This window comes from uncultured Ralstonia sp., from assembly GCA_913056305.1.
Taxonomy (GTDB): Bacteria; Pseudomonadota; Gammaproteobacteria; order Burkholderiales; family Burkholderiaceae; genus Ralstonia.
On sequence record CAJXMR010000027.1, the window covers coordinates 1 to 17,648 of the forward strand.

Sequence of the window (17,648 nt, forward strand, 5' to 3'; positions counted from 1 at the left end):
TCGACGACGTGATCCCCCGCACCGAGCTGGAAGGGATCGCGATGCGCTATAAAAAACTGGCCGGCTTCGATCCGCAATCGCTGCGCGACCAGCCGCCCATGCCCGGCCGCGCGCGCCAGGCCGCTTGACCTCACATCTGCACCCACGTCACCGGGAGGAGACCCATGACCATTCGCCGCGCCATCTGCGCCGCTGCCGCGCTGCTGCTTGCCACCGCTGCCCATGCCGAGATCGTCGTGGGCGTGAGCCTGTCGACCACCGGGCCATCGGCCTCGCTCGGCATTACGCAGAAGCATTCGCTCGCGTTCTATCCGGATGCCATCGGCGGCGAGAAGCTGCGCCTGGTGGTGGTGGACGACGCCTCCGACCCGGCCACCGGCACGCGCCTGGCACGCAAGCTGGTGACGGAGGATCACGTGGACCTGATCGTCGGTTCCTCCGCGGTGGCGCCCTCGATCGCGATTGCCGAGGTCGCCACCGAATCGCAGACGCCGCAACTGGCGCTCGCGCCCGTCGAGCTGAAGCCGGGCCGAGGCGACTGGACCTACCGCCTGGCCCAGCCCATCTCGCTGATGGCCGAGGCGATCACCGCGCGCATGGCCGCCAGCGGCGTCAAGACGGTCGGCTTCATTGGTTTTGCCGACGCGTATGGCGAGAGCTGGCTGAAGGATTTCACCGCCGCCGCCACGCCGCGCGGCCTGAAGGTGGTGGACGTGGAACGCTACGCGCGCGCCGATACCAACGTGACGGGGCAGGTGGCCAAGCTGGTCAGTCTCAAGCCCGACGCGGTCCTGGTGGCGGGCGCCGGCACCGGCGCGGCATTGCCGCACACCGCCCTGCGTGAGCGCGGCTATGCCGGGCCGATCTACCAGACCCATGGCGCCGCCACCAAGGACCTGATCCGCATCGGCGGCAAGACGGTCGACGGGGCCATCCTGCCGGCCGGGCCGGTGATCGTGGCCGAGCAGCTGCCCGACAGCCACCCGAGCAAGAAGACCGCGCTGGAGTACGTGACCCGCTATGAGAAGGCCAACGGCCCCGACACCCGCACGCAGTTCGGCGCCCACACGTGGGACGCGCTGCAGGTGCTGCAGCGGATCGTGCCGGTGGCGTTGAAGAAGGCCAAGCCCGGCACGCCCGAGTTCCGCCGGGCGCTGAAGGACGCGCTGGAGTCAGAGCGCGACATCGTCGTCTCGCACGGTGTGCTGAACTACACCGCGACCGATCATTTCGGCTTTGATGCGCGCGGCCGTGTGCTGCTGACCATCGACCACGGCAAGTGGAAGCTGCTTCCCACCGATCGAGACGTCGTGAAGAACTGAAGTTCTTCTCGGTTCATGGATGGCGGGCGTCCGGCCAACGATAATCGACGGATCCCGCAACCCCCACGTCACCATGCCGCGCTCCCCCAAAGCCGACGACCTGTACCCCGCCGTGGCCGAGTCCGGCCATTTCAACCCGCACGTGGCTGACGTGGAATATGGCGCGCTCGACGGGCTGGTCGGCTACGCGGTGCGCCGCGCCCAGTTGCATATCTACGAGGATTTCGTGCGCTCGCTGCAGGCGTGGAACATCACGCCGCCGCGCTTCTCGGCCATGACCGTGATCGCGCACAACCCCGATCTCAAGCTGACCGAGCTGGCCAATATCCTGGGCGTGGCACGCTCGGGCGCGGTGCTGCTGGTCGATACACTGGAACAGATGGGGATGGTCGAGCGGCATCCGTCGCCGGTCGATCGGCGCGCTTTCCGGCTGGTGCTGACGTCAAAGGGGGAGGCGACGCTGTGGGAGATCACGGACGCGGTGGTGGCTCACGACGCACGCGTCACGGCGCATCTGTCCACGGAAGAGCGACGGATGCTGCTGGGGCTGCTGAATAAAGTAGCAGTCGGGCCGGCCTAGGCGGCGCTAACGCTTGTCGGCGTCCAGGGCCTGTTGCCAGGCGTCCTTTGGCGGTGGGTAGAGCGTATCGAAGTACTCGCGCAGCGCGCAGATCTCCTGCACGATCACGAATTGAAAGCCCTGGCGGCCGCCGCGCTCGTCGATCTGCAGGCCGTTCAGGTAGAGCCGGCAGCCGTTGAAGTCCGCCCACTTGGCGGCGATGGTGTTGACGATGCGCGGGAATTCGCGGCCGAGTTCGATCGGCCGGACCTCATCGGGCAACTGCGCGAGCCAGCGGATGGCGTCGCGGTTGAGCGCGAAGTCATCGGCTTCAGTTTGCTTGCGTTGGGGCGAAGGATCGTGTGGCATGTCGAGCGAGCATCATACGAGCGCGTCATGACCCTGACACGCCCACAACCTAGTGTACGCCGCCATTGCCCCGCCGGCAGCCCGCCCGGCGAGGGTCTTGACGCGCATCCCGCTGATGGCGTCCCCGTTCGCGGCAGCTGGAGTGCTGCCAGCCGATCTTTTTCTCAAGTTTCCCTCAAGGCTGCCGATTAGCCAAGCGCGACATCTTCGCGAGTGGCATCGAGCACCCACTCTCCGTAGCGCAGATCGTGCCAGTGTCGGCTGGCGTGTCGCATTCCATTCCATCAAAACGGACATTGAGCCGAGGCGGGCAGGGTATGAAGCGAATCGAGGCGAACCAATTGCGGGTCGGTATGTTTGTGATGAAGCTGGGCGGGTCCTGGCTGAAGCATCCGTTCTGGCGTTCGCAGTTCCAGCTGTCGCATCAGGGACAGGTGGATGACATCCTCAAGGCAGGCATCACCGAGATCTGGATCGACCCGGAACGCGGCGACGACGTCATTGCCAAGGCCCTGATGCCCGCGCCGGCACCCGCGCCGGCGCCCGAGCCCCTGACCCGCGAGACGGTGCGCGCGCTCCCACCCGTCACGCCCACCTCCCTCAAGGAGGAGTGGCAGCACGCCCAGAAGCTGATGCAGAGCGGCAAGGCGACGCTCGGCCACATGTTTGCCGAAGCCCGCATGGGCCGGGCTCTGGAGACCGACAAGGCGCTGCTGCTGGTGGACGATGTGTCCAACTCGCTGGCGCGCAACTCGTACGCACTGATTGCCCTGGCGCGGCTGAAAAACAAGGACGACTACACCTACCTGCACTCGTTCGCTGTCTGCGCGCTGATGGTGGCGCTGGGACGCACGCTGGGCCTGTCTGAAGATGAGATCCGCGAATGCGGCCTGGGCGGGCTGGTGCACGACATCGGCAAGTCGTCCATGCCGCGCACCCTGCTCGACAAGAGCACGGCGCTGACCAAGGACGAGCTGGCGCTGCTGCAGACCCACGCGGTGGGCGGTCACCACCTGCTGGTCGGCACCGGCCAGTTCAGCGAGATCGCGCGCGAGGTCTGCCTGCACCACCATGAGCGCATCGACGGCAGCGGCTACCCCGACGCCCAAAAGGCCGAGGCGATCAGCCTGTGGGCCAAGATGGGCGCCATCTGCGACGTGTACGACACGCTCACCTCCAGCAGCCCGTACCACCACGCGTGGTCGCCGGCGCAGGCGCTCAAGTACATGATGGCGCGCACCGACACGCAGTTCGATCGCACCGTGTTCCAGGCCTTCACGCGCAGCGTGGGCATCTACCCGGTGGGCACGCTGGTCAAGCTGCGCACCAACCGGCTGGGCGTGGTGGTCAACCAGAGCGAGACTTCGGCGCTCAAGCCAGACGTGGTGGTCTTCTACTCCGGCAACACCAAGACCCGCGTGCGCCCCGAGCGCATCAGCCTGGGCAAGTCGGACGACGCCATCGTCAGCGTGGAAGACACCGCTACCTGGGGCCTGTCGGACGAAGAGGTCTCCGACATGTGCCTGGTCTGAGCCGGGCGGCAGGCTGCCATGCCAAGCAGCTCGCCGTGTGACTGGAAAGTCCCTACGTGTTATGTGTATTTTTATTAACACGGACTTCAATAAACTTCATGGCACACCCCACTAAAGTGGGGTACCGTTCAGTCGTTGATCTCAACTTTGCCGACTGATCGCCACATAGAGCGGCGGCGGCAACCTTACCAACGAACGATTCGGTCTACCGGGGGGTGGCATGAACGTTTCCACGATGCTGCAATCGGTCTCGGACTGGGTGATCCAGTCGCGGGCCTTTAATGTCACGCAATCGGTTGCGCACCATCGCACCGAGAGCGACGCGCTTTCACACTGGAAGCTCGATATCTGGCACAAGAGTGTGCCGGCCATCCTCGAAGGCGGTCTCACCGAGCCCGCCCATCAACTGTTTCCCAAGCACCTGCCGGGCGCCGAGTGGGTCGACGAGCTGCACCACCATCTGAGCCAGCTGGTGGGCATGCGCCGCGAGCGCCGCAAGGTCGATATCCGCGCGGTGACGGGACTGGCGCAGTCGCCGTGCTCGGTGCATTCGTTCCCGAGCATGCTGGTGTTCGCGCACCAGCACTGCCGCCGCATTCCGCACAGCACGGATGCAGACTTCGCCGCCAACGCGCGCCATGTGTTCCGCTATGCCGATCAGGCCAACGTGTTCCGCGCCTATGACTTTGCCGGCGGCGAGCTGTTCTATATGAACGAGTGGGGCGCGCACCATTTCGCCGCGCTCGTGCTGCAGGCGCGCACGCAGAACCGTGAATTCCTGGTCGACGCGGAGATCTGCCATGCGCGTTCGGCGCTGGGCGTGCGTCGGCTGCTGGACAGCTTCCACGTGATCGGTGCGCGGCGCCAGGCGCAGCAGCGCTATGGCACGCGGCTGTCGGAGGCGTTGACCAGCCACCAGGTGCCGCATCGCTGGATGCATGGCCGGCGCGAGTCCGAAGGCTTCGAGCTGTGTTTCCTGCCCAAGTCCGACCGCTTTGCCAACCGGGTGGGCGAGCAACTCGTGCGCGACGGCTGGTTCGACTACGGTGCGTGGCTCGCCAGCCTGCACGATGCCAGCGAGGTCGAGGCGCCGGCGCAACGCGCGGTGGCGCGCAAGACGCGCGCGAGCTGGAAGCGCGTGTCGGTGCCGGCCCTGGGCGTGCCGACTGGCTTCGCGCCGGGTTTCGCGCACACGCGGGTGTAATACCCACGGCATAGGATCAGGGCCGCATTTTGCTGCCCCCGGGATAGGTGGATTGCCGAACCGGGCGGCTGGTGTCAGAATTCGCAACTTAGTTGCATTCAGGCGCGCGATGTCCTAAGGTCGCGCCGACACCTTTCCTCGCCCCTGATCCATTCGTGCGTTCGTTCCGCGCTTCTTTCCTGCATCTGCGCTGGCTGGCCTGCCTGCTGGCGGTGCTGCTGCTGTTTGGTCAGCAGGGCGCGCTGCGGCATGCGCTGTCGCACTGGAGCGAGGGCGGCAGCGAGATTGGCGCCGCGTTGCAGCCGGCCGGCAAGACCGCCGCCGAGCGCAGCGGCAATCCGGCCGGGCAGGAGCACGCCTGCCTGCAGTGCGCGGCCTTCGCGGCGCTTGCCGCAGCGCTGCCGGTGCTGGTGGTGCTGCGCCTGCGCACGACGCGGCGCTGGCATTTTCCGCACGTTGGCGTGTGGGCCGGTACGCCGGTCTTTCCTGTCGCGGTCTGCTCCCGCGATCCCCCGTTCGGCCTTTGACGTTTGTTTTGCCCACCGCTCGCCGCGTTGATGCGCGGCGTGCCGTTTGACGCATCCACACGATTCAAAGGCCTTTCATGATTCCGTTCCAGCCCCGCGCGCTGGTGCTGGCGCTTGCCGCCGCCCTGCCATCCCTGGTCAGCGTTTCTGCCCTGGCGCAGGAAGCCGCCAGCCCTGCCGCGCCCGCAACCCAGCCCGCCGCAGCGCCGGCCTCCGCCACCAACGTGCGTGACCTGAGCGAAACGCGCGTCACCGCCAAGCGTCTGGACGCGGCGCGCAATGCGCTGTCGCCCGATACTGGCAGCTCGGTCTACAAGTTCGACACCGACGACATCACCCGCCTGCCGCAGGGCGAGAACACACCGCTGAACCAGGTGCTGCTGCAGGCGCCGGGTGTGGTGCAGGATTCGTTCGGCCAGCTGCACGTGCGCGGCGACCACTCCAACCTGCAATACCGCATCAACGGCGTCATCATCCCCGAGCCGATCAGCGGGTTCGGGCAGATGCTCGACACGCGCTTTGCCAACCAGATCAACTTCATCACCGGTGCCTTGCCGGCGCAGTACGGCTACCGCACCGCCGGCGTGGTCGACATCCAGACCAAGGGCGCCACCACCGACGAGGCCGGCGAGCCCAAGGCCGTCAGCGGCGAGATCGGCACGGTGCTCGGCAGCAACGCCACGCATGAGGTCAACGCGCAGCTGCAGGGCACCAAGGACCGCTTCAGCTACTACCTCTCGGGCGTGTTTGCCGAGAACAACCTCGGCATCGAGAACCCGACGGGCAACCGCAACGCCACGCACGACCACACCACGCAGAACAAGTCGTTCGGCATGCTGTCGTACCTGCTCGACAATGACAGCCGCGTGAGCTTCATGTTCGGCACCGCCAACAGCCGCTTCCAGATCCCGACGCGGCCGGGCCTGCAGCCGCAGTTCACGCTCGACGGCGCGACGCCGCCCGATTCGACGGCGCTCAATGCCAACCAGCGTGAGAAGACCGACTTCCAGATCCTGACGTACCAGCAGACGGTGTCGCCCAAGCTGGACTACCAGGTCTCGCTGTTCCGCCGCGCCAGCCGCATCGACTACATGCCGGATCCGATCGGCGACCTGGTCTACAACGGCGTGGCCGCCAACATCATGCGCCGCAACGAAGCCTATGGCGTGCAGGGCGACGCCAGCTACAAGCTGACCGACCGCCACACGCTGCGCGCGGGCGTGTTCGTGCAGCGCGAGCGCTTTAACGTCGACAACAGCTCCAGCGTGTTCCCGGCCGACAGCACCGGCGCGCAGGCCAGCGGCACGCCGTTCACCATCGTCGACAACACCAGCGGCAGCGGCACCACGCTGGGCGTCTACCTGCAGGACGAATGGAAGCCGACCGACCGGCTCACCGTCAACTACGGCGCGCGCTACGACCACGTCAACACCATCGTCAGCGAGCAGCAGCTCAGCCCCCGTCTGGGCCTGACCTACGACCTGACCAGCCAGACCCGCGTGCACGCCGGCTACGCGCGCTACTTCACGCCGCCGCCCACCGAGAAGTTCGATCCGGTCACGGTGCAGAAATTCGTCGGCACCACCAACGCGCTGCCCTCGGATGCCAACACCGCCGTCAAGTCGGAGCGCTCGAACTACTTCGACCTGGGCATCTCGCACCAGCTCACGCCGCACCTGACGCTGGGCCTGGACGCCTATTACCGCGATGTGCGCCACCTGCAGGACGAAGGCCAGTTCGGCAACGCGCTGCTGTTCTCCGCCTTCAACTACGAGCGCGGCCGCATCTATGGTCTCGAAGGCTCGGCCAACTATCGCGAAGGCAACTTCGGCGCATACCTGAACGTGGGCATCTCGCGCGCACAGGGCAAGGGCATCGAGACCGGCCAGTTCAACTTTGGCGACGCGGAACTCGCCTACATCAACAGCCACTGGGTCAACCTCGACCACGATCAGCGCGTGGCCGCCTCCGCCGGCGTGTCATACAAATATTCGGGCACGACCTACATGGCCGACGCGCTGTTCGGTACCGGCCTGCGCCGTGGCTTCGTCAACTCCGACCACCTGCCGGCGTACTGGCAACTGAACCTGGGCGCCGCGCATGACTTCACGCTGCCGATGGTCGGCAAGCTGAAGACGCGTCTGACCGTGCTCAACGTGTTCGACCGCAGCTACCAGCTGCGCGACGGCACGGGCATCGGCGTGGGGGCACCGCAGTTCGCGCCGCGCCGCACTTTCTACGTGGCGATCAGCAAGCCGTTCTGACGCAGGGGGGATGGGCCGGCGCGCGATGGCCGGCTCATCCGAGCACGGCAAGCCGGCTGCGGTGCGTGTCCATGTATTCGCGCACGCGCCGGATGCGGCCGTCGGTCAGTTCAAAGATGAAGCAGTAGTCGTTGTCGTAGGGGCGGCCGTTGGCGAGCGTCGCCTGCATGCGCTCTTCAAGGATGACGACGTCGCCCTCGGCGTACAGGCCGCGAAAATCGACCTGGACATCGGCCACGAACAGCTTGCCAACATCCTCCGCGATGAAACGCGCGATCTGCGCACGCCCCACCATGTGATGCGGGATACCCAGGCCGACGGCGGTGCCGTTGCCGGCGGGCGCCAGCCATTGCGCGTCTTCGGTGAAGCACGCGCCGATGCGCGCCGCATCGCGGCTGGCGAAGGCGCGCCACGCCGCTACGATGCACTGCTTGTTGTGTTCCGAACCCATGTCGCCTCCCATTGCGCGGAGCGAGTTTAGGCGCGGACACCCGCGGGCGCTGGCCGTTTCCGGACAGGATCGTCCGAAGCCGCCAGCGGCCCGCGGTCCAGCCTCACATCGGCGGGGTCAGCCCGTCCTTGCCGACCAGTACGCGTTGCGCGATCAGGCTGCCTTGGGCATCTGCGCGCACGATCAGGATCACGTGTGCGCCGGCCTTCAGTTCGTCGCGCGTGCCCGGTGCAAACGCGACGATGGGCACCTCCTGAGGCACCACGATGCGCTGCTCGCCACCCTGGTATTTGACCGACAGCGTGCGGCCCTGCGCGCCCGTCACGGCGCCGGCCCGCTCGACGGTGCCGTTGGTCATCGAGCTGTCCGCGCCGAGGTCGTACGGGTGGTGACCATCGCCGGTGCCGCGCATCGATTCCGGAAAGACATGCACCTCCAGCGCGCGCAACGTGCCGTCAGGCTGCTTGACGGCGGCCGTGCCGATGTAGCTGCCGGCCTGGATGGCATTGGGCGCGACGGTGGCCACTTCGGATACGGTGGCATCGGGTGGCAGGCTGACCGTGGCCTTGTTGCCTGCGCGGTCGGTCACGTCGAGGTGGTCGGCATAAGCGGCGGTAATGGTGGCACGTACCCGTGCCGGGGTACTGCCGGCCGTGGCGCCTTGGGCAAAGGCTGTAGAGGGCAGGGCAGCGCAGAGCGCGATCGCCAGCGCAGCGACAGTGGTGGCAGGTGAGGGCAGTCGTGTCATGGGGGAGGGCAGAGGATGCGCCCACAGTGGGCGCGGCTGGCCGGGATACCGCCAGACGGGGCGACCGGTCCGCCGCCAGTGTAGAGCGACGCACGCCAGCGTGCAGGGCCGGTTTGCGGCACGTTGATTGCTACGTCTTCTTCCGGCAGCGCAGGCATGCGCGCGCCGCAAGGAGAGCCGCCATGAAGCACCACAAGCAACCGGTCGACAAGCCAACCCCGATGCAGGAGCGCGCGCAGCACGGCGGTGTTGCCGCGCGGCTCGGCCAGCAGCCGCAGAACCAGCAACGCCTGGGACAGCACCAGAACAGCCGCAAGCAGCCCTGAGGCGCGCGCACATCGCCATGTCTCAAGACAAGCCGTCCGTCCCGGCGCAGCCGATACCGCATCACCACGTCAAGCACCCGACGGTGCCGGCCCTGCCCGGCGAGAGCGTGGCCGGCGAGGAAGACCCGGGCGATTTCGAGAATGCCTCCCTGCCGCATGACCCGGGCAGGGAGCAGCAAGCGCCGTCGCCTGGGCCGGAACGCAAACGCTAGCCCTGCGAGGTGCCGCGCAACGGCAGCGCCGCAAGCAGCCACCGGCGTGCCCGTCCCAGCGCAGCGGACCAGCGTGCGACCGCCGTCGCCGGCACCTGCAGGCGCAACCTTGCGCCGGCGGCATTATCGGCATGCAGGCCCCACCAGCCGGTCGTCTCCAGCGGCTGGGCATGACCCTCCGTGAGCACGTGACGCAGCCTGACCGTCTCCCCCGCCAGCCAGCGCGGCGGGTGCTGCAAGGTCAGCCGGCCCTCCGTCACCACGACGAGGGTGCCGGCCGGCAGCCAGTGCAGACGGCTCTGCCGGGGCGGCAGGGTAAGCCAGCCAGATTCAGGTGTCGAAGCGGTCATGTCGGTCTCCAATGCAGGGAACATGACCGCAGCGTAGGGTGCACCGGGGCGCCGAAACAGGCACAGGCGCCGGCATTCGCACCGCAACAGCGCGCGCTGCGCGGCCATCTGTTACGGTACGCTTTCGACTTGTCTGTATCTGTTCTGATGCGGGAGGCCGCTGCATGATCCGTCAAGACGCCCCTCCCGCCTCGCCCACCATGTCCGTGCTCGAACTGTCTCCCGCCCCCGCTGTCCCCGCTGCGCGTGGTGTGCGCGCGTCGGCCGCGCAGCCGCTGTACCGCATGCTGGCCGACCACTACCTCGGCGCCATGCGCAGCGGCGTGCTGACCCCCGGCCAGCGCATGCCGTCGGTGCGCTCGCTGATGCGCACGCACGGCGTGAGCCTGTCGACCGCGCTGCAGGTCTGCCGCCACCTGGAGGCCGAAGGCTGGCTGGAAGCGCGCGAGCGCTCGGGCTACTTCGTGCGCCAGCCGCGCCGCGCACTGCTGGCGCCGGTCAAGGAGCCGGAGGTGGCCACGCCTGACCCGGCGGCCTACGTGGGCGTGCACGCGCGTGTGTCGTCGATCGTCGCGCGCGGGCAGCAGGCCAAGGTGCGCGTGGACTTCTCGGGGGCCAGCGGGGCCGCCGCGCTGTACCCGGCCGCTGCGCTCAACCGCATCGCCACGCAACTGCTGCGCACGCGTCCGCTGCTGTTCGCGCAGGCCGTCACGCCCAATGGGCATCCGGAGCTGCAGACCGCCGTGGCGCGCCGCGCGCTCGACATGGGCGTGCAGATCGCCCCGGACGATGTGGTGGTCACGCATGGCTGCATCGAGGCGGTGAACCTGGCGCTGCGCGCGGTGGCGCAGCCCGGCGACACGGTGGCGGTGGAGTCGCCCACGTACTACGGCCTGCTGCAGGTGCTGGAAAGCCTGGGCATGCGCGCGGTGGAGATCCCGACCAGCCCGCGCACTGGCATGTCACTGGAAGCACTGGAGATGGCGGTGCAGGCCTACGGCAACATCCGCGCCGTGGTGGTGGTGCCCAACCTGCAGAACCCGCTGGGCAGCATCATGCCGGACGCGGTCAAGCGGCGCATGGCGGCCTTTTGCGAGGCACACCAGATCGCCCTGATCGAAGACGACACCTATAGCCCGCTGGCCGACAGCCCCACGCCGCTCAAGGCGCTCAAGGCCTGGGACCGCACGGGCAACGTGATTTACTGTGCGTCGTTGAGCAAGACGGTGGCGCCGGGCCTGCGCCTGGGTTGGATGGCGGCCGGGCGCTGGCACGAACGCGTGCAGATGCTGAAGTTCGCGCAGTCGCGGCCGAACGAATCGTGGTCGCAGGTGATGGCCGGGCGCTTTATCGCCTCAGGTGCGTACGACCGGCATATCCGTGCGCTGCGCCAGACCCTGCGCGAGCAGCGCGAGCGCATGGCCGAGGCGATTGCAGGATGCTTTCCGGCCGGCACGCGGCTGTCGGTGCCGGCGGGTGGCCTGGCGATGTGGGTGGAGCTGCCGCCCAATGTGTCGGCGACGGCCTTGTTCGACGTGGCGCTGGCGGAGGGCATCCGCATCGCACCCGGCACGATGTTCTCCAACCTCAACCGGTTCGACCACTACTTCCGCATCTGCTTCGGACTGCCGTACACGGCCGAGGTGGAGGCGGCGCTGGCGCAGCTTGGAGAGCTAGCGCGCCAGCTGGCGGAAAGCTAACGGCACCACGCCGGCGCGCCCGCGCCCGGCGCTTCCAGGCTCTGCACGCTCTGCGCGATGCGCTGCGACCACTGCTGCACCACGCGCTGCGTGGCGGCGACCACCGCGTCGACCTCGTTGCCGGCGGGCTCGGTGAGCGTGGTCTGGCAGGTCAGCGCGCCGGCAGGCTTGCCGGCATCGCGCGCTACGCGCCAGGTCACCAGCGCCGAGACGTTCTGGCCCGGCCACGCATCGAAGGCCTGCACATCCGCGCCGATGCGGTAGAGCGGCACGCCAGCCGGCGCCGCCGCATCGTTCAGGTCTACCGCCGACAGCGTGCTGGCCAGATTGGCCGACAGCGCGTCACGCAGCTCCGTGCCGAACGGTGCCGCCCAGCGTTGCTGCTCCAGTTCCTGCACCTGGCTGTCGGAGGTGCGCAGCACGATCTGCGGCTTGTCGAGCCGGTCGGGCACGCGCACAGCGGACAGGCGGAAGGCGCGCTGGAAGCGCCCGGCGTCCGCCACCGGCGCCTCCGCGCGCAGCGACAGCGTATGCAGGGTCGGCTCCGGCGAAGCGCAGGCGCCCATCAGCGCGGCGGCGCCGATCACGCACGTCAGTCGCAGGAGGGCGTGTTGGTTGGCTCGCTTCATTGGGCATCCTTTGCCTTGCCCCGGATCAGGGCTTCGGGGTGGCGGTCGAGATAGTCGGTGAGCACGCGCACGGAGGCGGCGGCCTTGCCCACCTGCTCCAGCGTGTCACGCGCGTTGCGCTGCAGGGGCGCGTCTTCGGAGAAGGTCTGGCGCGCGGTCTCCAGGGTGCGGCGGGCCTCGGCCAGCGTTTCCTTCATCTGCGGGGCAAGGTCGCTGTTGACGGTCTTGGCCAGCTGCTCGGTCTGCTTGAGCGTGGCGTCGAGCGTGTTCAGGGTGCGATGCACGTCTTGGCCGATCTGGTCGAACGGCACCTGGTTGAGCTTCTTCACGATGCCGGCGATCTGCGTCTCGATGTCGTCGGTGGCATTGTCGGCGGTCGGGAAGAGGTAGGCGTTCTCGTTGCCGTTGAGACTGTCGCGCGGGCCGAAGCGGGCGGCCTTGCCCGGTTCGACAAAATCGAGCTGCACGAACTGCTGGCCGGTCAGCAGGCTGGCACTCTTGAGCTGCGCGCGCATGCCCTTGCCCACCAGCGCGTCGAGCAGCTCGCGCGTGTCTTGCTCCGCGTGCTGTGGTGTGTCGTCGCGCACCGGTAGCCCGAATCGGGTCGGGTAGATCGTGGCCGTGACGGGCAGCACGAATTCCTGGCGCTTCTTGCTGTAGTGGATGCCGATCGACTTGATCTCGCCCACGTTGATGCCCTTGAACTCCACCGGTGCGCCGACTGCCAGCCCGCGCAGCGAGCGGTGGAAGTACATCACCACCGTTTGCGAGATGCGTTCCGGATCCTTGAGCGCAGTGCTTTCGTTGCGTACGAGTTCGAAGTCGGCGTTTTCCGCCACCGGTTCGCGATCAGCTTCTTCCGTCGACTGGAACGCGATGCCGCCCAGCGCCAGCGTCAGCAGCGATTGCATGTCGACCTTCAGGCCGCTCGCGTCGAGCTTCAAGTCGAGCCCGCTGGCATTCCAGAAGCGCGTGCTGTGCGTGACGAACTTGTCGAACGGCGCGTTGACGAAGACGTGCAGCGTCACGCCCTTGCCGTCCACGTCGATGTCGTAGGCGGTGACCTGGCCCACGCGCACGCGGCGGAAGTACACCGGCGCGCCGATGTCGAGCGAGCCCAGGTCGGCGGCGTGCAGGCGGAACTGGCGCCCGGGCGTATCCGCGTAGATGGCGGGCGGCGAATCCAGCCCGCGGAAGGTCGAGCGCTCCTTGATCGAGCGGCCGCCGTCAACGCCAATGTACGCGCCGGAGAGCAGCGTGGACAGGCCCGACACCGTGCCGGCCGCCACGCGCGGGCGCACCACCCAAAAGCGCGTGTCGTCCACGGCAAAGCTCTTGCCGTCGCGCGTGAGTTCGATGCTGACCACCGCGCCGGAGCGGTCGTTGGTCAGGCCCACGTCCTTGACCACGCCGATGTCGACGCTCTTGTACTTGACGCGCGTCTTGCCGGCCTCGATCCCCTCGGCCGAACTGAAGGTGACGGTGATGAGCGCGCCGCGCTCCAGGATCACGCGCGTCATCAGCGTGACGCCCACCGCCAGCGCGACGATCGGCACCAGCCAGATCAGCGAGGGCAGCCAGCGCTTGCGCTTCATGCGGCGCGGCGGCGGGATGTCTTGGTCGTCGGCGGGGGTGGTCATGCAGTTTCCTCTTGGTATTCCTCGTCATCCGGCGCGTCGGCGGCATCCCAGATCAGGCGCGGATCAAAACAGCGTGCGGCAAACATGGTCAGCACCACCACCGCCGCGAATGGGCCGACACCCGGCCCGGGCCGGATCACGGCCAGCGTGGAGAGGTGCACCAGCCCGGCCAGCAGGGTCACGACAAACACGTCGAGCATTGACCAGCGGCCGATCGCCTCGACCACCACGTACAAGCGTGTGCGGGCGCGCGGGCTCCACTGCCAGCGCTGGTGCACCGACATGCACAGCACCGCCATGATCCCCAGCTTGGCCAGCGGCACGAAAAAGCTGGCGATGAAGACGATGATGGCCAGGTGCCACGAGCCCGACGTCCATAGGTAGACGATGCCGCTCATGATGGTGTCCTGCTGCGTGCCGAGCAGCGTCTCGGTGATCATCACCGGCAGCACGTTGGCCGGCAGGTACATGGCCGCGGCGGCGATCAGCAGCGCCCAGCAACGCATCAGGCTGTCGGGCTTGCGCGCGTGGATGGGGCCGAGGCAGCGCGGGCACATGGGCGCGAGCGTGGCGCCGTGTTCGCCGTCGTCACCATCGTGCGTGCGCTTGGGCAGGCGTGCCAGCAGGCCGCAGCGCTCGCACGTGGCCAGGCCGCGCGTGATGGCGCGGATGGGCGGTGGCGCCGGCTGGGTCGGTGGGGTGGGGGAGGTGCTGGCGCTCGTCATGGGCGGGCGGCGTCGGCCGCTGCAGCGGCGTCGGTGGTATCGGGTGGTGCCTCGGCCGGCGCGGGCAGGGCCATGCCGGCCTCGCGCCAGAACGGCCGCAGGTCGATCGACAGTGCGAGGGTCATGAACACGGTCAGCACGCAGAAGGCCCACAGGCCGGCATCCGCCGCGAGCGGCACCATGTGCGCCACCTTGATGAGCGCCACGATCACGCCCAGCATGAAGATCTCGATCATCGCCCACGGGCGGATCATGCCCGCCACGCGCAGCATCAGCGCGGCACGCGGCACGGTGCGCCCACGCAGGCGCGCGACCAGCAGCGGCGTGAGCATGGCCAGGTACAGCAGCGGGAACAGCACCGTGGTCAGCCCGACCAGCACGCCGGCAAACAGCATGTCGTTGTCGAACAGCGCCAGCACCGCCTGCCACAGCGTGGTGGCATGGGTGGCGCCGGGGGCTTCCATCTCGGCAATCGGGAAGGCGTTGGCAACCACGTAGACGATCAGCCCCGTCACCACCAGCGGCAGCAGCACCGATAACCGCTCGCTCTGGTTGCGGTAGAGCTTGACGCCGCAGCGCGTGCAGCGCGCTTCCTCATCCAGCGCGATGACTTCGTTCCGGTGCAGCGTGTCGCAATGCTCGCACGCGATCCACGCGTCGGGATCGCCGGGCAGCGGCGTGGCCACTGGCACCGCGTGATCCGCGTCGCGCGGGTCACCGTCGTCGTGCGCCTTGAACGGCAAGGGAAACGAAAAGAAGGATTTCACGTAGGAAATGTTGCGTCGGCAGGGTTTCGTCGGCAGGCGCCTCGCACCGTGCCGCGAGGTGGGCGCCATTATACATTCGCACGTGAATGTATAAGGCCGGGGCGCCGTCAGCCTGGGAGGCCCTTGGACGTGCCCCCGGCTGCTGGAAATCCCACCGTAGCGAATCTTGACGACTGGCGGCAGGTCTTGGCGCCGACGTTACACCGCGTCCGCCAGCGCACGCAATTGTGTGGCGTGATGTTTCAAGTGATCTTCCAAAAAGCTGGCGATGAAGTAGTAGCCGTGGTCGTAGCCGGGGTGGCGGCGCAGTTGCAGCGGCTGCCCGGCGGCCTCGCACGCGGCGGCGAAGGCGTCGGGGTAGAGCTGCTCGGCGAGGAATTTGTCGGCCTCGCCCTGATCGATCAGGATGCCGCCAGGGAACGGGCAGCGCGCCTGCTGCATCAGCAGCGTGGCATCGTGCGCCGCCCAGGCGGCACGGTCGTCGCCCAGGTAGCCGGTGAAGGCCTTGATGCCCCACGGGCAGACCGACGGATGCGCGATCGGCGCAAATGCCGACACCGAGCGGAAGCGCTCCGGATGCCGCAGCGCCAGCGTGAGCGCGCCGTGCCCGCCCATCGAGTGGCCGAAGATGCCGATACGCTGCGCGTCGATGGGCAGTGCGGCCGTCGCCGTCGTGAACAGCTCGTCGACGAGGTAGGTCTCCATGCGGTAGTGCGTGCGCCACGGTGCCTGCGTCGCGTCCAGGTAGAAACCGGCGGCGACGCCGAAGTCCCAGTGGTCCGTCTCGCCGGGCACGTTGGCGCCGCGCGGGCTGGTGTCTGGCGCGATCAGGATGAGGCCTTCGCGCGCGGCCACGCGCTGGGCGCCTGCCTTGATCGGGAAGGTCTCTTCGGAGGCGGTCAGGCCGGCCAGGTAGAACAACGCAGGGCAGTGCGCGCCCGCCAGCGCCTGCGGCGGCAGGTAGACCGAGAAGCGCATCGGCAGCCCGATGGCTGATGAGGCATGCCGGTAGAAGCGCTGCACGCCGCCAAAGCTGGCGTGCTCCGAGAGCAGTTCGAGTGCCGGTGCTTGGGTCATCGCAGGCGCCTCAGTACAGCACGACCGAACGGATCGACTCGCCGCGCTTCATCAGCTCGAAGCCCTCGTTGATGCGCTCCAGCGGCAGCGTGTGCGTGATCAGGTCGTCGATGTTGAGCTTGCCTTCCATGTACCAGTCGACGATCTTCGGTACGTCGGTGCGGCCGCGCGCGCCGCCAAAGGCTGACCCCTTCCACTGCCGCCCGGTGACGAGCTGGAACGGGCGCGTGCTGATCTCCGCGCCGGCCTCGGCCACGCCGATGATGATCGACTGGCCCCAGCCCTTGTGGCAGCACTCCAGCGCCTGGCGCATGACCTGCGTGTTGCCGATGCATTCGAAGGAGTAATCCGCGCCGCCGTCGGTGAGTTGCACGATGTGGTCGACCACGTTGTCGACGTCTTTCGGGTTGATGAAATGCGTCATCCCAAACTTGCGCGCCATCGCTTCGCGCGCGGGGTTCAGGTCGACGCCGATGATCTTGTCCGCGCCGACCATCTTGGCGCCCTGGATCACGTTCAGCCCGATGCCGCCCAGGCCGAACACCACCACATTGGCGCCGGCCTCCACCTTGGCCGTGTAGACCACCGCGCCCACGCCGGTGGTGACGCCGCAGCCGATGTAGCAGACTTTGTCGAACGGCGCGTCCGGGCGGATCTTCGCCAGCGCGATCTCCGGCACCACGATGTGGTTGGCAAACGTGGACGTGCCCATGTAGTGGAACAGCGGCTTGCCGTCGAGCGAGAAGCGCGACGTGCCATCCGGCATCAGCCCCTTGCCCTGCGTGGCGCGGATCGCCTGGCACAGGTTGGTCTTGCGCGACAGGCAGAACTTGCACTGGCGGCACTCGGGCGTGTACAGCGGGATCACGTGGTCGCCCGCCTTGAGCGACGTGACGCCCGCACCCACCTCCAGCACCACGCCCGCGCCCTCATGGCCGAGGATGGCCGGGAAGATGCCCTCCGGGTCGGCGCCCGACAGCGTGTAGTAATCGGTATGGCAGATGCCCGTGGCCTTGATCTCGACCAGCACCTCGCCGGCGCGCGGGCCTTGCAGGTCGACTTCTTCAACGGTGAGCGGGGCACCGGCTTTCCAGGCGATGGCGGCTTTGGTTTTCATGCGCATTCCTTTGCTATTGAAGTGGAGCCTGCCCGAGGGGCAGCGTGTTGAGCGACGGGCGATTGTAGTGCGTTGTCTGCCACGGCAACGTGTCGTGTCCATCACTGGCGACAGACCAGACTTCAGTTT

At 67.7% G+C, this 17,648-nt stretch carries 19 protein-coding genes; 9 read left to right on the forward strand and 10 right to left on the reverse strand.

What is annotated here, in order from left to right; translation table 11 throughout:
* Positions 1-164: 164 nt before the first annotated feature.
* Positions 165-1,322, forward strand: coding sequence for an ABC transporter substrate-binding protein (locus tag QZ609_RS07065; protein ID WP_295492619.1), 1,158 nt, complete (start codon positions 165-167; stop codon positions 1,320-1,322).
* A 73-nt stretch (positions 1,323-1,395) separates the two neighbouring features.
* Positions 1,396-1,902: a MarR family transcriptional regulator gene (locus QZ609_RS07070; protein ID WP_295492621.1), complete on the forward strand. Its 507-nt coding sequence runs from the start codon at positions 1,396-1,398 to the stop codon at positions 1,900-1,902.
* Positions 1,903-1,908: 6 nt separating this feature from the next.
* Here QZ609_RS07070 and QZ609_RS07075 read toward each other — a convergent pair whose 3' ends face one another.
* Entirely contained in the window at positions 1,909-2,250 is a 342-nt protein-coding gene (locus QZ609_RS07075; protein ID WP_295492623.1) for a hypothetical protein, read from the reverse strand.
* Between the two features lie 317 nt (positions 2,251-2,567).
* Between QZ609_RS07075 and QZ609_RS07080 the strand changes: the two genes are divergently transcribed.
* The 4 genes from QZ609_RS07080 (at position 2,568) to QZ609_RS07095 (ending at position 7,777) form a co-directional block, all read left to right on the forward strand.
* A complete protein-coding gene (locus QZ609_RS07080; RefSeq protein WP_295492625.1) occupies positions 2,568-3,782 on the forward strand; it encodes an HD-GYP domain-containing protein in 1,215 nt (404 codons plus the stop codon).
* Positions 3,783-4,002: 220 nt separating this feature from the next.
* Positions 4,003-4,986 carry a DUF6685 family protein gene (locus QZ609_RS07085; RefSeq protein ID WP_295492627.1) on the forward strand — a complete coding sequence of 328 codons (984 nt, stop codon included), beginning with the start codon at positions 4,003-4,005 and terminating at the stop codon, positions 4,984-4,986.
* Positions 4,987-5,141: 155 nt separating this feature from the next.
* Positions 5,142-5,513 carry a DUF2946 family protein gene (locus QZ609_RS07090; protein ID WP_295492629.1) on the forward strand — a complete coding sequence of 124 codons (372 nt, stop codon included), beginning with the start codon at positions 5,142-5,144 and terminating at the stop codon, positions 5,511-5,513.
* A gap of 77 nt (positions 5,514-5,590) precedes the next feature.
* Positions 5,591-7,777 (forward strand): TonB-dependent receptor, encoded by a 2,187-nt coding sequence (locus QZ609_RS07095; protein ID WP_295492631.1) that lies wholly within the window; start codon positions 5,591-5,593, stop codon positions 7,775-7,777.
* A 34-nt stretch (positions 7,778-7,811) separates the two neighbouring features.
* On the opposite strand, the gene QZ609_RS07100 is transcribed toward QZ609_RS07095, so the two are convergent.
* Positions 7,812-8,228 (reverse strand): nuclear transport factor 2 family protein, encoded by a 417-nt coding sequence (locus QZ609_RS07100; protein WP_295492633.1) that lies wholly within the window; start codon positions 8,226-8,228, stop codon positions 7,812-7,814.
* Positions 8,229-8,331: 103 nt separating this feature from the next.
* Positions 8,332-8,976: a hypothetical protein gene (locus tag QZ609_RS07105; RefSeq protein ID WP_295492635.1), complete on the reverse strand. Its 645-nt coding sequence runs from the start codon at positions 8,974-8,976 to the stop codon at positions 8,332-8,334.
* Positions 8,977-9,158: 182 nt separating this feature from the next.
* On the opposite strand from QZ609_RS07105, the gene QZ609_RS07110 reads away from it, so the two are divergent.
* On the forward strand, positions 9,159-9,302 hold the full coding sequence (locus QZ609_RS07110) for a hypothetical protein (RefSeq protein WP_295492636.1): 144 nt from the start codon (positions 9,159-9,161) through the stop codon (positions 9,300-9,302).
* Positions 9,303-9,319: 17 nt separating this feature from the next.
* Positions 9,320-9,514, forward strand: coding sequence for a hypothetical protein (locus QZ609_RS07115; protein WP_295492638.1), 195 nt, complete (start codon positions 9,320-9,322; stop codon positions 9,512-9,514).
* Here the strand turns inward: QZ609_RS07115 and QZ609_RS07120 are convergent.
* On the reverse strand, positions 9,511-9,888 hold the full coding sequence (locus QZ609_RS07120) for a hypothetical protein (RefSeq protein ID WP_295492640.1): 378 nt from the start codon (positions 9,886-9,888) through the stop codon (positions 9,511-9,513). The genes QZ609_RS07115 and QZ609_RS07120 overlap by 4 nt on opposite strands.
* 176 nt (positions 9,889-10,064) lie before the next feature.
* Between QZ609_RS07120 and QZ609_RS07125 the strand changes: the two genes are divergently transcribed.
* The gene (locus tag QZ609_RS07125; protein ID WP_295492690.1) at positions 10,065-11,564 is read left to right on the forward strand and encodes a PLP-dependent aminotransferase family protein; all 1,500 of its coding nucleotides are present in this window, start codon (positions 10,065-10,067) and stop codon (positions 11,562-11,564) included.
* Here the strand turns inward: QZ609_RS07125 and QZ609_RS07130 are convergent.
* The 6 genes from QZ609_RS07130 to QZ609_RS07155 form a co-directional block, all read right to left on the reverse strand.
* The gene (locus QZ609_RS07130; protein ID WP_295492643.1) at positions 11,561-12,193 is read right to left on the reverse strand and encodes an ABC-type transport auxiliary lipoprotein family protein; all 633 of its coding nucleotides are present in this window, start codon (positions 12,191-12,193) and stop codon (positions 11,561-11,563) included. The two genes, QZ609_RS07125 and QZ609_RS07130, sit on opposite strands and share 4 nt — an antisense overlap.
* On the reverse strand, positions 12,190-13,833 hold the full coding sequence (locus QZ609_RS07135) for an MlaD family protein (RefSeq protein ID WP_295492644.1): 1,644 nt from the start codon (positions 13,831-13,833) through the stop codon (positions 12,190-12,192). Before QZ609_RS07135 ends, QZ609_RS07130 begins: the two co-directional genes overlap by 4 nt.
* A complete protein-coding gene (locus tag QZ609_RS07140; protein WP_295492646.1) occupies positions 13,830-14,558 on the reverse strand; it encodes a paraquat-inducible protein A in 729 nt (242 codons plus the stop codon). Before QZ609_RS07140 ends, QZ609_RS07135 begins: the two co-directional genes overlap by 4 nt.
* Positions 14,555-15,301: a paraquat-inducible protein A gene (locus tag QZ609_RS07145; protein WP_295492692.1), complete on the reverse strand. Its 747-nt coding sequence runs from the start codon at positions 15,299-15,301 to the stop codon at positions 14,555-14,557. The genes QZ609_RS07140 and QZ609_RS07145 overlap by 4 nt, the downstream gene beginning before the upstream one ends.
* Positions 15,302-15,523: 222 nt before the next feature.
* On the reverse strand, positions 15,524-16,402 hold the full coding sequence (gene fghA, locus QZ609_RS07150) for an S-formylglutathione hydrolase (RefSeq protein ID WP_295492649.1): 879 nt from the start codon (positions 16,400-16,402) through the stop codon (positions 15,524-15,526).
* Between the two features lie 10 nt (positions 16,403-16,412).
* Positions 16,413-17,519 (reverse strand): S-(hydroxymethyl)glutathione dehydrogenase/class III alcohol dehydrogenase, encoded by a 1,107-nt coding sequence (locus QZ609_RS07155; protein ID WP_295492651.1) that lies wholly within the window; start codon positions 17,517-17,519, stop codon positions 16,413-16,415.
* Positions 17,520-17,648 lie beyond the last annotated feature (129 nt).

Bases quoted from the DNA above. Each gene is read 5' to 3' on its own strand.
- fghA (WP_295492649.1), bottom strand. From the start codon at position 16,402: ATGACCCAAGCACCGGCACTCGAACTGCTCTCGGAGCACGCCAGCTTT.
- QZ609_RS07070 (WP_295492621.1), top strand. From the start codon at position 1,396: ATGCCGCGCTCCCCCAAAGCCGACGACCTGTACCCCGCCGTGGCCGAG.
- QZ609_RS07105 (WP_295492635.1), bottom strand. From the start codon at position 8,976: ATGACACGACTGCCCTCACCTGCCACCACTGTCGCTGCGCTGGCGATC.
- QZ609_RS07065 (WP_295492619.1), top strand. From the start codon at position 165: ATGACCATTCGCCGCGCCATCTGCGCCGCTGCCGCGCTGCTGCTTGCC.
- QZ609_RS07080 (WP_295492625.1), top strand. From the start codon at position 2,568: ATGAAGCGAATCGAGGCGAACCAATTGCGGGTCGGTATGTTTGTGATG.
- QZ609_RS07120 (WP_295492640.1), bottom strand. From the start codon at position 9,888: ATGTTCCCTGCATTGGAGACCGACATGACCGCTTCGACACCTGAATCT.
- QZ609_RS07110 (WP_295492636.1), top strand. From the start codon at position 9,159: ATGAAGCACCACAAGCAACCGGTCGACAAGCCAACCCCGATGCAGGAG.
- QZ609_RS07135 (WP_295492644.1), bottom strand. From the start codon at position 13,833: ATGACCACCCCCGCCGACGACCAAGACATCCCGCCGCCGCGCCGCATG.
- QZ609_RS07085 (WP_295492627.1), top strand. From the start codon at position 4,003: ATGAACGTTTCCACGATGCTGCAATCGGTCTCGGACTGGGTGATCCAG.
- QZ609_RS07095 (WP_295492631.1), top strand. From the start codon at position 5,591: ATGATTCCGTTCCAGCCCCGCGCGCTGGTGCTGGCGCTTGCCGCCGCC.
- QZ609_RS07075 (WP_295492623.1), bottom strand. From the start codon at position 2,250: ATGCCACACGATCCTTCGCCCCAACGCAAGCAAACTGAAGCCGATGAC.
- QZ609_RS07155 (WP_295492651.1), bottom strand. From the start codon at position 17,519: ATGAAAACCAAAGCCGCCATCGCCTGGAAAGCCGGTGCCCCGCTCACC.
- QZ609_RS07115 (WP_295492638.1), top strand. From the start codon at position 9,320: ATGTCTCAAGACAAGCCGTCCGTCCCGGCGCAGCCGATACCGCATCAC.
- QZ609_RS07130 (WP_295492643.1), bottom strand. From the start codon at position 12,193: ATGAAGCGAGCCAACCAACACGCCCTCCTGCGACTGACGTGCGTGATC.
- QZ609_RS07140 (WP_295492646.1), bottom strand. From the start codon at position 14,558: ATGACGAGCGCCAGCACCTCCCCCACCCCACCGACCCAGCCGGCGCCA.
- QZ609_RS07125 (WP_295492690.1), top strand. From the start codon at position 10,065: ATGTCCGTGCTCGAACTGTCTCCCGCCCCCGCTGTCCCCGCTGCGCGT.
- QZ609_RS07100 (WP_295492633.1), bottom strand. From the start codon at position 8,228: ATGGGTTCGGAACACAACAAGCAGTGCATCGTAGCGGCGTGGCGCGCC.